The organism is Niallia sp. FSL W8-0177 (assembly GCF_038006285.1).
Taxonomy (GTDB): Bacteria; Bacillota; Bacilli; order Bacillales; family Cytobacillaceae; genus Niallia; species Niallia circulans_A.
The window spans coordinates 4338267-4356259 of the sequence record NZ_JBBOUX010000001.1 but is presented as its reverse complement, the minus strand read 5'-3'; the positions used below and the strand labels follow the sequence as shown (position 1 = coordinate 4356259).

The 17993-nt window shown below is 45.0% G+C and carries 5 protein-coding genes, 9 tRNA genes and 6 rRNA genes; all 20 read right to left on the bottom strand.

What is annotated here, in order from left to right; all coding sequences use genetic code 11:
- Positions 1-22: 22 nt before the first annotated feature.
- On the bottom strand, positions 23-2476 hold the full coding sequence (gene clpC / locus NST77_RS21175; protein WP_095333605.1) for an ATP-dependent protease ATP-binding subunit ClpC: 2454 nt from the start codon (positions 2474-2476) through the stop codon (positions 23-25).
- Between the two features lie 22 nt (positions 2477-2498).
- A complete protein-coding gene (locus tag NST77_RS21170) occupies positions 2499-3566 on the bottom strand; it encodes a protein arginine kinase (RefSeq protein WP_095333603.1) in 1068 nt (355 codons plus the stop codon).
- A 1-nt stretch (position 3567) separates the two neighbouring features.
- Entirely contained in the window at positions 3568-4116 is a 549-nt protein-coding gene (locus NST77_RS21165) for a UvrB/UvrC motif-containing protein (protein WP_095333600.1), read from the bottom strand.
- Positions 4117-4146: 30 nt separating this feature from the next.
- Complete coding sequence (locus tag NST77_RS21160) at positions 4147-4608, bottom strand: CtsR family transcriptional regulator (RefSeq protein ID WP_095333598.1); 462 nt, start codon at positions 4606-4608, stop codon at positions 4147-4149.
- Between the two features lie 344 nt (positions 4609-4952).
- Positions 4953-5069, bottom strand: a 5S ribosomal RNA gene (gene rrf, locus NST77_RS21155).
- A 115-nt stretch (positions 5070-5184) separates the two neighbouring features.
- Positions 5185-8120, bottom strand: a 23S ribosomal RNA gene (locus NST77_RS21150).
- Between the two features lie 336 nt (positions 8121-8456).
- Positions 8457-10004: ribosomal RNA gene (locus tag NST77_RS21145) — 16S ribosomal RNA — on the bottom strand.
- 180 nt (positions 10005-10184) lie between these two features.
- Positions 10185-10260 (bottom strand) — tRNA-Ala (locus NST77_RS21140).
- A 15-nt stretch (positions 10261-10275) separates the two neighbouring features.
- Positions 10276-10352 (bottom strand) — tRNA-Pro (locus NST77_RS21135).
- A gap of 8 nt (positions 10353-10360) precedes the next feature.
- Positions 10361-10437, bottom strand: a tRNA-Arg gene (locus tag NST77_RS21130).
- Between the two features lie 18 nt (positions 10438-10455).
- Positions 10456-10544, bottom strand: a tRNA-Leu gene (locus NST77_RS21125).
- Positions 10545-10553: 9 nt separating this feature from the next.
- Positions 10554-10628 (bottom strand) — tRNA-Gly (locus NST77_RS21120).
- A 22-nt stretch (positions 10629-10650) separates the two neighbouring features.
- Positions 10651-10735, bottom strand: a tRNA-Leu gene (locus tag NST77_RS21115).
- 14 nt (positions 10736-10749) lie between these two features.
- Positions 10750-10822: transfer RNA gene (locus tag NST77_RS21110), tRNA-Lys, on the bottom strand.
- A 6-nt stretch (positions 10823-10828) separates the two neighbouring features.
- Positions 10829-10904: transfer RNA gene (locus NST77_RS21105), tRNA-Thr, on the bottom strand.
- Positions 10905-10929: 25 nt separating this feature from the next.
- A tRNA-Val gene (locus tag NST77_RS21100) sits at positions 10930-11005 on the bottom strand.
- Positions 11006-11014: 9 nt separating this feature from the next.
- Positions 11015-11131: ribosomal RNA gene (gene rrf / locus NST77_RS21095) — 5S ribosomal RNA — on the bottom strand.
- A gap of 90 nt (positions 11132-11221) precedes the next feature.
- Positions 11222-14157, bottom strand: a 23S ribosomal RNA gene (locus NST77_RS21090).
- A gap of 336 nt (positions 14158-14493) precedes the next feature.
- A 16S ribosomal RNA gene (locus NST77_RS21085) occupies positions 14494-16041 on the bottom strand.
- The 16S, 23S and 5S rRNA genes sit together here with 9 tRNA genes alongside, the layout of an rRNA operon.
- 452 nt (positions 16042-16493) lie before the next feature.
- Entirely contained in the window at positions 16494-17984 is a 1491-nt protein-coding gene (gene lysS / locus NST77_RS21080) for a lysine--tRNA ligase (protein ID WP_095333921.1), read from the bottom strand.
- Positions 17985-17993 lie beyond the last annotated feature (9 nt).

Genomic DNA, 17993 nt, shown 5'->3' with positions numbered 1-17993 from the left:
CACCTTATAAATGTTCTAGGTATTATTTTTGTAGGTTTACTGCTGGCTCTGCACCGTTCACCTTCACAGTAAACTCACCATTTTCGACATCCAATTCAATTTGTTGACCAGTTAATACTGTTCCCTTTAGAAGTTCTTCAGATAATCGATCTTCTATATGCTTTTGTATTGCACGACGAAGTGGTCTCGCTCCATACTCTGGATCATAGCCTTCTTCCGCAATTTTTTCTTTGGCCGCTTCTGTGATACTCAATTGAATATCCTGTTCTGATAGACGTTTAACTAACTGATCTGCCATTAAAGTAACAATTTCTTTTAAATGCTTCTTCTCTAATGCATGGAAAACAATTGTTTCATCGATACGGTTTAAGAACTCTGGACGGAATGCTCTTTTCAGCTCTTCCATTACTTTGCCCTTCATATCTTTATAATCTTGATCTCCATCTTGCACATTAAAACCAACATATTTATTTTGTTTTAATGCAGAAGCTCCAACGTTGGAAGTCATAATTAACACTGTGTTTCGGAAATCAACCGTTCTTCCTTTCGAATCTGTTAAGCGACCATCCTCCAGCACTTGAAGTAAAATATTAAATACATCGGGATGCGCTTTTTCAATTTCATCTAAAAGAACAACAGAATATGGCTTTCTTCTAACCTTCTCTGTCAATTGTCCGCCTTCTTCATATCCTACATAACCAGGAGGAGATCCTACCAATCTAGAAGTAGAATGCTTCTCCATATATTCAGACATATCAATACGGATCATGGCATCTTCATCACCAAACATGGACTCTGCCAGTGCCCGAGCAAGTTCGGTCTTCCCTACTCCAGTAGGACCAAGGAAAATAAAGGAACCTATTGGTCTCTTTGGATCTTTCAAGCCAGCTCTTGCGCGTCTTACAGCTTTAGAAATAGCAATAACGGCTTCTTCTTGACCAATTACGCGATTATGAAGGATATTTTCCATGTTCAGTAATTTATCGGTTTCTGTTTGTGCAAGCTTAGATACAGGAATTCCAGTCCAGCTAGATACTACACTTGCAATATCTTCTACTGTCACCTCTGTATTTTCTTGTCCTTGCTTCTCTTTCCAATTTTTCTTCGTTTCTTCTAACTGTTCTCTCAATCTTTGTTCTGTATCTCGTAAAGATGCAGCTTTTTCGAATTCTTGACTTTGCACAGAAGCATCCTTCTCTTTACGTACTTCTTCTAACTTGACTTCTAACTCTTTCAAGTTAGGTGGAGTTGTATAAGATCTTAAACGAACCTTAGAACCAGCTTCGTCAATTAAGTCAATTGCTTTATCTGGTAAGAAACGATCTGAAATATAGCGATCAGATAATTTTACAGCTGCTTCAATCGCATCGTCTGTAATTGATACTCGATGGTGCGCCTCATAACGGTCTCTTAAGCCTTTTAATATTTGAATAGATTCATCACTAGTAGGCTCATCAACCGTGATCGGCTGAAATCTTCTTTCTAATGCTGCATCTTTTTCAATATATTTACGATATTCATCTAGTGTTGTGGCACCAATACATTGAAGCTCTCCTCTAGCTAAGGATGGCTTTAGAATATTAGATGCATCAATAGCACCTTCTGCACCACCTGCACCGATTAATGTATGCAGCTCATCAATGAAGAGAATGATATTACCAGCTTGGCGAATTTCATCCATCACCTTTTTCAAGCGATCTTCAAATTCACCACGGTATTTCGTACCAGCAACAACTGTTCCCATATCTAATGTCATTACACGTTTATCTCTCAAAATTTCTGGAACTTCATTTTGAACAATTTGTTGTGCAAGACCTTCCGCAATAGCAGTTTTACCAACACCAGGTTCCCCTATTAATACAGGATTATTTTTTGTCCGTCTGCTTAATACTTCAATAACACGTTGGATTTCTTTGCTTCTCCCTATAACTGGATCAAGGCTTCCTTCTCTTGCAATAGCAGTTAAATCTCTAGCTAAGCTATCAAGCGTTGGTGTATTAGCACTAGCAGCAGAGCCACCGGGATGGTTTCCTGATTCACTACTACCAAGCAACTGGAGGACTTGTTGACGCGCTTTATTTAGGCTTACACCTAGATTATTTAATACTCTAGCAGCTACCCCTTCGCCTTCTCTAATTAAGCCTAAAAGAATATGCTCTGTTCCCACATAAGAATGACCTAATTTTCTTGCTTCATCCATGGATAGTTCGATCACTTTTTTAGCTCTGGGTGTATAATGTGGTACGGTTTGTGTTGTATCTTGACCACGACCAATCAAGTTTTCTACTTCCTCTTGGATTTTTTCAGCACCTAATCCAAGTGCTTGTAACGCCTTTGCAGCAATTCCTTCTCCTTCACGGACTAATCCTAATAAGATATGCTCTGTACCAATATTATTGTGACCTAATCGAATTGCTTCTTCCTGGGAAAGTGCTAATACTTTCTGCGCTCTTTCTGTAAATCGGCCAAACATCATACTTTCATCCTCCTTAGAATCTCTATTCAGTTTCCAATTTTAATCTTTCTCTTATTAAGACTGCACGACGAATATCGCGTTCATTTGGATTCATCTCTTCTCCAGCATATAGTTGTAGAAACCCCGGCTGGGTAAGAATCATTAATTCATTAAGGATGCTTTTCGATATATTTTTTATATATCCCATATCAATTCCTAACCGAACATCGGATAGACATTTAGCTGCTTCCTTTGTTTCCATAATACGACTATTACACAGTATTCCGTATGAACGAAAAACCCTATCTTCTAATTGTATGTTTGAGGTTTGCGCTAATGCATTCCTTGCTTCTTTTTCTTGCTCAATTAATTGAGTAACAACGCTTTTTAGTTCCTCAATGATGTCCTTTTCTGATCTTCCTAGTGTTATCTGATTAGAAATTTGAAAAATATTTCCGAGGGCTTCGCTGCCTTCTCCATATATTCCTCTAACTACTAAGCCAAGCTGTTGAATCGCCGGAATGATTCGGTTCATTTGCTGGGTTAATACCATTCCCGGTAGATGCATCATAACAGAAGCTCTTAATCCTGTTCCGATATTAGTTGGACAGCTTGTCAGATATCCCATTTCTACATGGTAAGCATAATTGACCTTTTTTTCTAATAAATCATCAATTGTATTAGCTTCTTTAATCGCTTCTTCTATTTGAAGACCAGGCTTTATACACTGAATACGAATATGGTCTTCCTCATTAATCATAATACTTACTTCTTCATCCTCTGATAAGATTGCTGCACCATTAGGAGATTGTTCTGCCAGCTGAGGACTAATTAAATGTTTCTCTACAAGGACTCTTTTTTCCAATGTATTTAAATTATTCATTGCAAGAAGTTCCAATTGACCAAAGGGTTGATTGGACTCATTTATGATTGCACCCTCAACCTGTTGAATCACATTCTCAGCTTCTTCTTTTGAAAATAATAGAGGAAATTTCACACCCTCTATATTCCTTGCTAATCGGATTCGAGAGGTAAGAACAATTTCAGAGTCGGGACCATCGGAACACATCCATGAAGTTCGTGCTTTACTTATAAATTTTTCTAAAGACACGTTACTCCCCTCCCTCAGTAAAAGAAGTTAACTGCTTTTCTTTATCTTTTATTTCATCTCGAATGATTGCAGCCTTTTCAAATTCTTCGTTGTTTATTAGTTCTTTCAACTCTATTCGCAACTGCTCAATTTCCTTTTTAATGAGAAAATGCCCTCCAATGCGCTCTGGGATTTTTCCTTTGTGCTCAATATTCCCACCATGGAGACGCTTTATAAATGGCAGCAGCTGGTCTTTAAATGTATCGTAGCAATGAGGACAACCTAGTTTACCTAATTTCCTGAATTGAGAAAATGTCATATTACATTCTTTGCACTGTAACGGCTGCTGTCTCTTATACGTATCTTCTGTGATATGTTGAAAACTTGGCTCTATATTTAATAACCCAGCTAATAAACTATTCAAAGATAAACCAGATGAGCCATTCGTCATAAATATATCACCATTTTCCTTTGCACAATGCTCACACAGATGAAACTCTGTTATTTTGCCATTGATATTCTTAGAAAAATGTAAAGTAGCTGGTCTTTGATTACATTCAGAACACATCATAATCTTCACCTCAATTTATACACAGGGATATTATTTATATTTTAATGAAGTTAACATCGCCTTTAATAATCTTGCTCTTAATTCATCTCTATATGGTAATTCTAAATATAATACAGAACGATCAATTACGCTTAACATTATCTTCGCTTCTCGCTTACTGATAACATCTTCTTCTACTAATCGAAGAATTAAATCTTCTGCACTATTTTGAGGTATCCGACTTTGAATAAGGGATAGTAATTGGTCAATTAAATGGGCATGATCATATGTTTGGACTTTCATAATTCGAATAAAACCACCGCCACCACGTTTACTTTCCACCACATACCCTTTTTCTATCGTAAAACGGGTATTAATTACATAATTAATTTGTGATGGTACGCACTCAAACTTATCAGCGATTTCACTTCGTTTTATTTCTACTAATGATTTTTCGCTCATTTCTAATACTTCTTTTAAGTAATTCTCAATTATATCCGAAATATTTCTCACCAAGCCTCCCCCTTCTGACTTTGACTATATTTGACTATAATTATACACGATAAAAATATTATTTAGCAAGGAAGACGTTTTATTAATTTTCCCATTTTTTAGTTATTCCAAACCTGCTATCGTTATTCTTTCATGGAAGGAAAGGATATGTTTAAAGATTATATTAACTATAGTCTGATTTATTGCAATTTTCAAGTTTAAGAATTTATGTAATGTATATCTTTTAATGTATTAAAAAAGAAGGAGTTTTTTGCATAGTATGGGGAATTAGCAGAAAGTTATTTATCGATAAAAAAACAATAAAAAAAGCCCTAAAAGCTAAATGCTTTTAGAACTTTTTGACAGCCTGGCGACGTCCTACTCTCACAGGGGGAGAACCCCCAACTACCATCGGCGCTGAGAAGCTTAACTTCCGTGTTCGGTATGGGAACGGGTGTGACCTTCTCGCTATCGCCACCAGACTATTTAATTTTTGAGGTTATTCCCTCAAAACTAGATTATGAAGTAAAAGAAAGAAATGAGTAATCATTATTGTCCAGCTCCAACGCCGATAAACAGGCGTTTCCGCTTTTCATTTTAGTTAAGTCCTCGATCTATTAGTATCAGTCAGCTCCACATGTCGCCATGCTTCCACCTCTGACCTATCAACCTGATCATCTTTCAGGGATCTTACTAGCTTGCGCTATGGGAAATCTCATCTTGAGGGGGGCTTCATGCTTAGATGCTTTCAGCACTTATCCCTTCCGCACATAGCTACCCAGCGATGCCTTTGGCAAGACAACTGGTACACCAGCGGTGCGTCCATCCCGGTCCTCTCGTACTAAGGACAGCTCCTCTCAAATTTCCTACGCCCACGACGGATAGGGACCGAACTGTCTCACGACGTTCTGAACCCAGCTCGCGTACCGCTTTAATGGGCGAACAGCCCAACCCTTGGGACCGACTACAGCCCCAGGATGCGATGAGCCGACATCGAGGTGCCAAACCTCCCCGTCGATGTGGACTCTTGGGGGAGATAAGCCTGTTATCCCCGGGGTAGCTTTTATCCGTTGAGCGATGGCCCTTCCATGCGGAACCACCGGATCACTAAGCCCGACTTTCGTCCCTGCTCGACTTGTAGGTCTCGCAGTCAAGCTCCCTTGTGCCTTTACACTCTACGAATGATTTCCAACCATTCTGAGGGAACCTTTGGGCGCCTCCGTTACTTTTTAGGAGGCGACCGCCCCAGTCAAACTGCCCACCTGACACTGTCTCCCACCCCGATCAGGGGTGCGGGTTAGAATGTCAATACAGCCAGGGTAGTATCCCACCAATGCCTCCACCGAAGCTAGCGCTCCGGCTTCCAAGGCTCCTACCTATCCTGTACAAGCTGTACCAAAATTCAATATCAGGCTGCAGTAAAGCTCCACGGGGTCTTTCCGTCCTGTCGCGGGTAACCTGCATCTTCACAGGTACTATAATTTCACCGAGTCTCTCGTTGAGACAGTGCCCAGATCGTTACACCTTTCGTGCGGGTCGGAACTTACCCGACAAGGAATTTCGCTACCTTAGGACCGTTATAGTTACGGCCGCCGTTTACTGGGGCTTCAATTCAGAGCTTCGCACTAACGTGCTAACCCCTCCTCTTAACCTTCCAGCACCGGGCAGGTGTCAGCCCCTATACTTCGCCTTGCGGCTTCGCAGAGACCTGTGTTTTTGCTAAACAGTCGCCTGGGCCTATTCACTGCGGCTCTCGCAGGCTTGCACCCGCAAGAGCACCCCTTCTCCCGAAGTTACGGGGTCATTTTGCCGAGTTCCTTAACGAGAGTTCTCTCGCTCACCTTAGGATTCTCTCCTCGCCTACCTGTGTCGGTTTGCGGTACGGGCACCCTAAATCTCGCTAGAGGCTTTTCTTGGCAGTGTGGAATCAGGAACTTCGGTACTATATTTCCCTCGCCGTCACAGCTCCGCTTATGTGGTAATGGGATTTGCCTCATTACCAGCCTAACTGCTTGGACGTGCTAATCCAACAGCACGCTTACCCTATCCTCCTGCGTCCCCCCATTGCTCAAACGATTTAAAGGTGGTACAGGAATATCAACCTGTTGTCCATCGCCTACGCTTTTCAGCCTCGGCTTAGGTCCCGACTAACCCTGAGCGGACGAGCCTTCCTCAGGAAACCTTAGGCATTCGGTGGATGAGATTCTCACTCATCTTTCGCTACTCATACCGGCATTCTCACTTCTAAGCGCTCCACCAGTCCTTACGGTCTAGCTTCAACGCCCTTAGAACGCTCTCCTACCACTGACATCAAAGATGTCAATCCACAGCTTCGGTGATACGTTTAGCCCCGGTACATTTTCGGCGCAGAGTCACTCGACCAGTGAGCTATTACGCACTCTTTAAATGGTGGCTGCTTCTAAGCCAACATCCTGGTTGTCTAAGCAACTCCACATCCTTTTCCACTTAACGTATACTTTGGGACCTTAGCTGGTGGTCTGGGCTGTTTCCCTCTTGACCACGGATCTTATCACTCGTAGTCTGACTCCCAAGAATAAGTATTTGGCATTCGGAGTTTGTCTGAATTCGGTAACCCGATGGGGGCCCCTAGTCCAAACAGTGCTCTACCTCCAATACTCTAAATCTTGAGGCTAGCCCTAAAGCTATTTCGGAGAGAACCAGCTATCTCCAAGTTCGATTGGAATTTCTCCGCTACCCACACCTCATCCCCGCACTTTTCAACGTGCGTGGGTTCGGGCCTCCATCCAGTGTTACCTGGACTTCACCCTGGACATGGGTAGATCACCTGGTTTCGGGTCTACAACCACATACTATTTCGCCCTATTCAGACTCGCTTTCGCTGCGGCTCCGTCTCTTCAACTTAACCTCGCATGTAATCGTAACTCGCCGGTTCATTCTACAAAAGGCACGCTATCACCCATAAAAGGGCTCTAACTACTTGTAGGCACACGGTTTCAGGATCTATTTCACTCCCCTTCCGGGGTGCTTTTCACCTTTCCCTCACGGTACTGGTTCACTATCGGTCACTAGGGAGTATTTAGCCTTGGGAGATGGTCCTCCCTGCTTCCGACGGGATTTCTCGTGTCCCGCCGTACTCAGGATACACTCAAGAGGGAACGAAGTTTCGACTACAGGGTTTTTACCTTCTACGACTGACCTTTCCAGATCGATTCGTCTACCCCGTTCCTTTGTAACTCCATATAGAGTGTCCTACAACCCCAAGAGGCAAGCCTCTTGGTTTGGGCTAATCCCGTTTCGCTCGCCGCTACTCAGGGAATCGCGTTTGCTTTCTCTTCCTCCGGGTACTTAGATGTTTCAGTTCCCCGGGTCTGCCTTCAGTACCCTATGTATTCAGGTAAAGATTCTATCCCATTACGGATAGAGGGTTTCCCCATTCGGAAATCTCTGGATCAAAGCTTACTTACAGCTCCCCAAAGCATATCGGTGTTAATCCCGTCCTTCATCGGCTCCTAGTGCCAAGGCATCCACCGTGCGCCCTTTCTAACTTAACTAATTGGCTTAAAGCCTTAGTTTTTTTAATTCTACTATTTAAAATAGAGAATCTAAGATGGCGATTACTCGGTTTCTTTCTTGGTTCTTACTATTCATAATCTAGTTTTCAAGGAACAATTTCGGCTAAAGATAAACTTCGCATCTCTTCGTCAGCTTCTTCGCTCTGCTCCTCACGTACTGTCGTACGCTCCGGTGCTCGCGCATTCGCTTCCTTGATCTACTTGTTTCTCTTTACCCTCAAACTTATTACTGTTTTGAGGAATTAATTGCTCCCTCAAAACTGAACAACAAATCGTCAACAATCTTTGATGGAATGTAAATTCCATTTTCCTTAGAAAGGAGGTGATCCAGCCGCACCTTCCGATACGGCTACCTTGTTACGACTTCACCCCAATCATCTATCCCACCTTAGGCGGCTGGCTCCAAAAGGTTACCCCACCGACTTCGGGTGTTACAAACTCTCGTGGTGTGACGGGCGGTGTGTACAAGGCCCGGGAACGTATTCACCGCGGCATGCTGATCCGCGATTACTAGCGATTCCAGCTTCATGTAGGCGAGTTGCAGCCTACAATCCGAACTGAGAATGGTTTTATGGGATTTGCTCGACCTCGCGGTTTTGCTGCCCTTTGTACCATCCATTGTAGCACGTGTGTAGCCCAGGTCATAAGGGGCATGATGATTTGACGTCATCCCCACCTTCCTCCGGTTTGTCACCGGCAGTCACCTTAGAGTGCCCAACTGAATGCTGGCAACTAAGATCAAGGGTTGCGCTCGTTGCGGGACTTAACCCAACATCTCACGACACGAGCTGACGACAACCATGCACCACCTGTCACTCTGTCCCCCGAAGGGGAACGTCCTATCTCTAGGAGTGTCAGAGGATGTCAAGACCTGGTAAGGTTCTTCGCGTTGCTTCGAATTAAACCACATGCTCCACCGCTTGTGCGGGCCCCCGTCAATTCCTTTGAGTTTCAGCCTTGCGGCCGTACTCCCCAGGCGGAGTGCTTAATGCGTTTGCTGCAGCACTAAAGGGCGGAAACCCTCTAACACTTAGCACTCATCGTTTACGGCGTGGACTACCAGGGTATCTAATCCTGTTTGCTCCCCACGCTTTCGCGCCTCAGCGTCAGTTACAGACCAAAGAGTCGCCTTCGCCACTGGTGTTCCTCCACATCTCTACGCATTTCACCGCTACACGTGGAATTCCACTCTTCTCTTCTGCACTCAAGTCCCCCAGTTTCCAATGACCCTCCACGGTTGAGCCGTGGGCTTTCACATCAGACTTAAAGGACCGCCTGCGCGCGCTTTACGCCCAATAATTCCGGACAACGCTTGCCACCTACGTATTACCGCGGCTGCTGGCACGTAGTTAGCCGTGGCTTTCTGGTTAGGTACCGTCAAGGTACAAGCAGTTACTCTTGTACTTGTTCTTCCCTAACAACAGAGTTTTACGATCCGAAAACCTTCATCACTCACGCGGCGTTGCTCCGTCAGACTTTCGTCCATTGCGGAAGATTCCCTACTGCTGCCTCCCGTAGGAGTCTGGGCCGTGTCTCAGTCCCAGTGTGGCCGATCACCCTCTCAGGTCGGCTACGCATCGTCGCCTTGGTGAGCCGTTACCTCACCAACTAGCTAATGCGCCGCGGGCCCATCTGTAAGTGACAGCGTAAACCGTCTTTCAGCTTTTCCTCATGAGAGGAAAAGGATTATCCGGTATTAGCTCCGGTTTCCCGAAGTTATCCCAGTCTTACAGGCAGGTTGCCCACGTGTTACTCACCCGTCCGCCGCTAACTTTAAAAGCAAGCTTTTAAAGTCCGCTCGACTTGCATGTATTAGGCACGCCGCCAGCGTTCGTCCTGAGCCAGGATCAAACTCTCCAATAAAGAGTTGATTAGCTCATTGCTAAACTCTAGCTTTTTGTTACTTTTTGTTCTATAACGCTAGTTATAAAACGATTATTGTTGACGTTTGTTTGTTCAGTTTTCAAAGAGCAATTTATTGTTGCTATCAGAAGCAACTTTTATATAATAACAGTTATATATCAAACCGTCAATATATTTTTTTGGTGGAGCCTAGCGGGATCGAACCGCTGACCTCCTGCGTGCAAGGCAGGCGCTCTCCCAGCTGAGCTAAGGCCCCGTATAATGAGAATAATGGTCGGGAAGACAGGATTCGAACCTGCGACCCCTTGGTCCCAAACCAAGTGCTCTACCAAGCTGAGCTACTTCCCGAAATATAATGGCGCGCCCGAAAGGAGTCGAACCCATAACCTTCTGATCCGTAGTCAGACGCTCTATCCAATTGAGCTACGGGCGCATTTATATAAAAAAACAATGGTGCCGAGGACCGGAATCGAACCGGTACGGTAGTCACCTACCGCAGGATTTTAAGTCCTGTGCGTCTGCCAGTTCCGCCACCCCGGCATTGTTTTATGGAGCGGAAGACGGGATTCGAACCCGCGACCCCCACCTTGGCAAGGTGGTGTTCTACCACTGAACTACTTCCGCATGTATTTAATTGATAATAAATTGGTGCGGGTGAAGGGAGTCGAACCCCCACGCCTTGCGGCGCTAGATCCTAAGTCTAGTGCGTCTGCCAATTCCGCCACACCCGCAGACAAAAATAAGATGAGCCATGGAGGATTCGAACCTCCGACCCTCTGATTAAAAGTCAGATGCTCTACCAACTGAGCTAATGGCTCATAAAATGGTGCCGGCTAGAGGACTTGAACCCCCAACCTACTGATTACAAGTCAGTTGCTCTACCAATTGAGCTAAACCGGCGTAATATAGTTTGTCCAATAATAAATGGTGGAGGATGACGGGATCGAACCGCCGACCCTCTGCTTGTAAGGCAGATGCTCTCCCAGCTGAGCTAATCCTCCATATATAATGCCTGGCGACGTCCTACTCTCACAGGGGGAGAACCCCCAACTACCATCGGCGCTGAGAAGCTTAACTTCCGTGTTCGGTATGGGAACGGGTGTGACCTTCTCGCTATCGCCACCAGACTATTTAATTTTTGAGGTTATTCCCTCAAAACTAGATTATGAAGTAAAAGAAAGAACAAGTAATCTTTCTTAGCTTACGCTAAGATTATTTTAGTTAAGTCCTCGATCTATTAGTATCAGTCAGCTCCACATGTCGCCATGCTTCCACCTCTGACCTATCAACCTGATCATCTTTCAGGGATCTTACTAGCTTGCGCTATGGGAAATCTCATCTTGAGGGGGGCTTCATGCTTAGATGCTTTCAGCACTTATCCCTTCCGCACATAGCTACCCAGCGATGCCTTTGGCAAGACAACTGGTACACCAGCGGTGCGTCCATCCCGGTCCTCTCGTACTAAGGACAGCTCCTCTCAAATTTCCTACGCCCACGACGGATAGGGACCGAACTGTCTCACGACGTTCTGAACCCAGCTCGCGTACCGCTTTAATGGGCGAACAGCCCAACCCTTGGGACCGACTACAGCCCCAGGATGCGATGAGCCGACATCGAGGTGCCAAACCTCCCCGTCGATGTGGACTCTTGGGGGAGATAAGCCTGTTATCCCCGGGGTAGCTTTTATCCGTTGAGCGATGGCCCTTCCATGCGGAACCACCGGATCACTAAGCCCGACTTTCGTCCCTGCTCGACTTGTAGGTCTCGCAGTCAAGCTCCCTTGTGCCTTTACACTCTACGAATGATTTCCAACCATTCTGAGGGAACCTTTGGGCGCCTCCGTTACTTTTTAGGAGGCGACCGCCCCAGTCAAACTGCCCACCTGACACTGTCTCCCACCCCGATCAGGGGTGCGGGTTAGAATGTCAATACAGCCAGGGTAGTATCCCACCAATGCCTCCACCGAAGCTAGCGCTCCGGCTTCCAAGGCTCCTACCTATCCTGTACAAGCTGTACCAAAATTCAATATCAGGCTGCAGTAAAGCTCCACGGGGTCTTTCCGTCCTGTCGCGGGTAACCTGCATCTTCACAGGTACTATAATTTCACCGAGTCTCTCGTTGAGACAGTGCCCAGATCGTTACACCTTTCGTGCGGGTCGGAACTTACCCGACAAGGAATTTCGCTACCTTAGGACCGTTATAGTTACGGCCGCCGTTTACTGGGGCTTCAATTCAGAGCTTCGCACTAACGTGCTAACCCCTCCTCTTAACCTTCCAGCACCGGGCAGGTGTCAGCCCCTATACTTCGCCTTGCGGCTTCGCAGAGACCTGTGTTTTTGCTAAACAGTCGCCTGGGCCTATTCACTGCGGCTCTCGCAGGCTTGCACCCGCAAGAGCACCCCTTCTCCCGAAGTTACGGGGTCATTTTGCCGAGTTCCTTAACGAGAGTTCTCTCGCTCACCTTAGGATTCTCTCCTCGCCTACCTGTGTCGGTTTGCGGTACGGGCACCCTAAATCTCGCTAGAGGCTTTTCTTGGCAGTGTGGAATCAGGAACTTCGGTACTATATTTCCCTCGCCGTCACAGCTCCGCTTATGTGGTAATGGGATTTGCCTCATTACCAGCCTAACTGCTTGGACGTGCTAATCCAACAGCACGCTTACCCTATCCTCCTGCGTCCCCCCATTGCTCAAACGATTTAAAGGTGGTACAGGAATATCAACCTGTTGTCCATCGCCTACGCTTTTCAGCCTCGGCTTAGGTCCCGACTAACCCTGAGCGGACGAGCCTTCCTCAGGAAACCTTAGGCATTCGGTGGATGAGATTCTCACTCATCTTTCGCTACTCATACCGGCATTCTCACTTCTAAGCGCTCCACCAGTCCTTACGGTCTAGCTTCAACGCCCTTAGAACGCTCTCCTACCACTGACATCAAAGATGTCAATCCACAGCTTCGGTGATACGTTTAGCCCCGGTACATTTTCGGCGCAGAGTCACTCGACCAGTGAGCTATTACGCACTCTTTAAATGGTGGCTGCTTCTAAGCCAACATCCTGGTTGTCTAAGCAACTCCACATCCTTTTCCACTTAACGTATACTTTGGGACCTTAGCTGGTGGTCTGGGCTGTTTCCCTCTTGACCACGGATCTTATCACTCGTAGTCTGACTCCCAAGAATAAGTATTTGGCATTCGGAGTTTGTCTGAATTCGGTAACCCGATGGGGGCCCCTAGTCCAAACAGTGCTCTACCTCCAATACTCTAAATCTTGAGGCTAGCCCTAAAGCTATTTCGGAGAGAACCAGCTATCTCCAAGTTCGATTGGAATTTCTCCGCTACCCACACCTCATCCCCGCACTTTTCAACGTGCGTGGGTTCGGGCCTCCATCCAGTGTTACCTGGACTTCACCCTGGACATGGGTAGATCACCTGGTTTCGGGTCTACAACCACATACTATTTCGCCCTATTCAGACTCGCTTTCGCTGCGGCTCCGTCTCTTCAACTTAACCTCGCATGTAATCGTAACTCGCCGGTTCATTCTACAAAAGGCACGCTATCACCCATAAAAGGGCTCTAACTACTTGTAGGCACACGGTTTCAGGATCTATTTCACTCCCCTTCCGGGGTGCTTTTCACCTTTCCCTCACGGTACTGGTTCACTATCGGTCACTAGGGAGTATTTAGCCTTGGGAGATGGTCCTCCCTGCTTCCGACGGGATTTCTCGTGTCCCGCCGTACTCAGGATACACTCAAGAGGGAACGAAGTTTCGACTACAGGGTTTTTACCTTCTACGACTGACCTTTCCAGATCGATTCGTCTACCCCGTTCCTTTGTAACTCCATATAGAGTGTCCTACAACCCCAAGAGGCAAGCCTCTTGGTTTGGGCTAATCCCGTTTCGCTCGCCGCTACTCAGGGAATCGCGTTTGCTTTCTCTTCCTCCGGGTACTTAGATGTTTCAGTTCCCCGGGTCTGCCTTCAGTACCCTATGTATTCAGGTAAAGATTCTATCCCATTACGGATAGAGGGTTTCCCCATTCGGAAATCTCTGGATCAAAGCTTACTTACAGCTCCCCAAAGCATATCGGTGTTAATCCCGTCCTTCATCGGCTCCTAGTGCCAAGGCATCCACCGTGCGCCCTTTCTAACTTAACTAATTGGCTTAAAGCCTTAGTTTTTTTAATTCTACTATTTAAAATAGAGAATCTAAGATGGCGATTACTCGGTTTCTTTCTTGGTTCTTACTATTCATAATCTAGTTTTCAAGGAACAATTTCGGCTAAAGATAAACTTCGCATCTCTTCGTCAGCTTCTTCGCTCTGCTCCTCACGTACTGTCGTACGCTCCGGTGCTCGCGCATTCGCTTCCTTGATCTACTTGTTTCTCTTTACCCTCAAACTTATTACTGTTTTGAGGAATTAATTGCTCCCTCAAAACTGAACAACAAATCGTCAACAATCTTTGATGGAATGTAAATTCCATTTTCCTTAGAAAGGAGGTGATCCAGCCGCACCTTCCGATACGGCTACCTTGTTACGACTTCACCCCAATCATCTATCCCACCTTAGGCGGCTGGCTCCAAAAGGTTACCCCACCGACTTCGGGTGTTACAAACTCTCGTGGTGTGACGGGCGGTGTGTACAAGGCCCGGGAACGTATTCACCGCGGCATGCTGATCCGCGATTACTAGCGATTCCAGCTTCATGTAGGCGAGTTGCAGCCTACAATCCGAACTGAGAATGGTTTTATGGGATTTGCTCGACCTCGCGGTTTTGCTGCCCTTTGTACCATCCATTGTAGCACGTGTGTAGCCCAGGTCATAAGGGGCATGATGATTTGACGTCATCCCCACCTTCCTCCGGTTTGTCACCGGCAGTCACCTTAGAGTGCCCAACTGAATGCTGGCAACTAAGATCAAGGGTTGCGCTCGTTGCGGGACTTAACCCAACATCTCACGACACGAGCTGACGACAACCATGCACCACCTGTCACTCTGTCCCCCGAAGGGGAACGTCCTATCTCTAGGAGTGTCAGAGGATGTCAAGACCTGGTAAGGTTCTTCGCGTTGCTTCGAATTAAACCACATGCTCCACCGCTTGTGCGGGCCCCCGTCAATTCCTTTGAGTTTCAGCCTTGCGGCCGTACTCCCCAGGCGGAGTGCTTAATGCGTTTGCTGCAGCACTAAAGGGCGGAAACCCTCTAACACTTAGCACTCATCGTTTACGGCGTGGACTACCAGGGTATCTAATCCTGTTTGCTCCCCACGCTTTCGCGCCTCAGCGTCAGTTACAGACCAAAGAGTCGCCTTCGCCACTGGTGTTCCTCCACATCTCTACGCATTTCACCGCTACACGTGGAATTCCACTCTTCTCTTCTGCACTCAAGTCCCCCAGTTTCCAATGACCCTCCACGGTTGAGCCGTGGGCTTTCACATCAGACTTAAAGGACCGCCTGCGCGCGCTTTACGCCCAATAATTCCGGACAACGCTTGCCACCTACGTATTACCGCGGCTGCTGGCACGTAGTTAGCCGTGGCTTTCTGGTTAGGTACCGTCAAGGTACAAGCAGTTACTCTTGTACTTGTTCTTCCCTAACAACAGAGTTTTACGATCCGAAAACCTTCATCACTCACGCGGCGTTGCTCCGTCAGACTTTCGTCCATTGCGGAAGATTCCCTACTGCTGCCTCCCGTAGGAGTCTGGGCCGTGTCTCAGTCCCAGTGTGGCCGATCACCCTCTCAGGTCGGCTACGCATCGTCGCCTTGGTGAGCCGTTACCTCACCAACTAGCTAATGCGCCGCGGGCCCATCTGTAAGTGACAGCGTAAACCGTCTTTCAGCTTTTCCTCATGAGAGGAAAAGGATTATCCGGTATTAGCTCCGGTTTCCCGAAGTTATCCCAGTCTTACAGGCAGGTTGCCCACGTGTTACTCACCCGTCCGCCGCTAACTTTAAAAGCAAGCTTTTAAAGTCCGCTCGACTTGCATGTATTAGGCACGCCGCCAGCGTTCGTCCTGAGCCAGGATCAAACTCTCCAATAAAGAGTTGATTAGCTCATTGCTAAACTCTAGCTTTTTGTTACTTTTTGTTCTATAACGCTAGTTATAAAACGATTATTGTTGACGTTTGTTTGTTCAGTTTTCAAAGAGCAAGTTTATCGTCGTCATCGGCGACTTTTTAATATTACCAGAAGTCGTTTTCGATGTCAACACTTTTTTGAATTTCTTTTTTGTTTCATCGTCACTTATTTCAGCAACGAATATTAATATACCACCGTTTAACTCTCTATGCAACTACTTTTTAAAAGAAAAAATATTCTTATTATTCACCTGCGTATTCTCTCTTTATTTAGATAATATAATAAGGGATAAATAGGTTTTTCAGATAACCTTATACTATTATGCTTATCCCTTTACTACCTCTTCTATATAGTTCTATAACAACCATTACTATTATAAAAAATAAGACACCTTCAAAAGGTGTCTTATCCTACTTAGCGATGTCTCATTAACGGGAATAATAATACATCTCTAATGGAAGGAGAATTTGTTAACAGCATTACTAGTCGGTCAATACCAATACCTAATCCACCTGTTGGAGGCATACCATATTCTAATGCTTCTACAAAATCCTCATCCATTAAGTGTGCTTCATCATTTCCTTGTTCACGCTCTTTTAATTGTGCTTCAAATCTTTCACGTTGATCGATAGGATCATTTAATTCAGTGAAGGCATTTGCGTGCTCTCTTCCTACTATGAATAGTTCAAAACGATCTGTAAAACGAGGATCTTCCTCATTTTTCTTCGCTAATGGCGAAATCTCTAAAGGATGACCATAAATGAAAGTAGGTTGAATTAATTTTTCTTCTACTCTTTGCTCAAAAAACTCATTAACAATATGGCCATACGTCATATTATCATTAATTTCAATATCATTTTCTTTCGCTAATCTTCTAGCCTCTTCTACAGTCATTTTTGGCCAGAAGTCTACTCCTGTGTATTCCTTAATTGCATCTACCATATGAAGTCTTGTCCATTCTGGTTTTAAATCAACTTGGTAGTCTCCATATGTCACAGTTGTAGAACCATGGATTTCTTGTGCAATATGAGCAACTAAGTTTTCTGTAAGACTCATAATATCACGATAATCAGCATAAGCTTCGTAAAGTTCGATCATCGTAAATTCTGGATTATGCCTTGTTGATACTCCTTCATTACGGAATACGCGGCCAATTTCGTATACTTTTTCTAATCCACCAACTATCAATCTTTTTAAATGAAGCTCAATAGCGATACGCATATATAAAGGCATGTCTAACGCGTTATGATGTGTAATAAACGGGCGTGCAGAAGCTCCCCCTGCAATAGAATGCATCATTGGCGTTTCTACTTCTAAATAGCCATTGCTATCTAAATAACGGCGCATAGATTGAATGATCTTACTGCGCAGAATAAAGGTATTCTTACTTTCTTCACTTGAAATTAAGTCTAAGTAACGTTGGCGATAACGTTGCTCAATATCTTTCAAACCATGGAATTTATCAGGTAAAGGACGAAGAGCCTTTGTAAGTAAAGTAAAATCTTGAACTTTAACCGAAAGCTCCCCTACGTTTGTTTTAAATAAAACACCCTCAACACCAACAATATCTCCTAAATCGACAGAGTTAAAAATTGCATATTGCTCTTCCCCTACATTATCTTTACGGACATACAGTTGAATTTGTCCTTCAAGATCTTGAATATGAGCAAATCCAGCTTTCCCTTTTCCTCTTTTTGTCATTACTCTTCCAGCAATAGAAACAGAGATATTCTTTTCCTCTAGTTCTTCTTTCTCTAGGGATTCATATTGTTTTTTTAAAGCTTCAGATAAATGAGTTCTATCAAAACGTTTACCAAACGGATCTATTCCTTGTTCACGCAACTCATTCATTTTGTTACGTCTAACTAGTAATTGGTCATTTAAGTTTAATTCTTCATGACTCATGCTTAATCA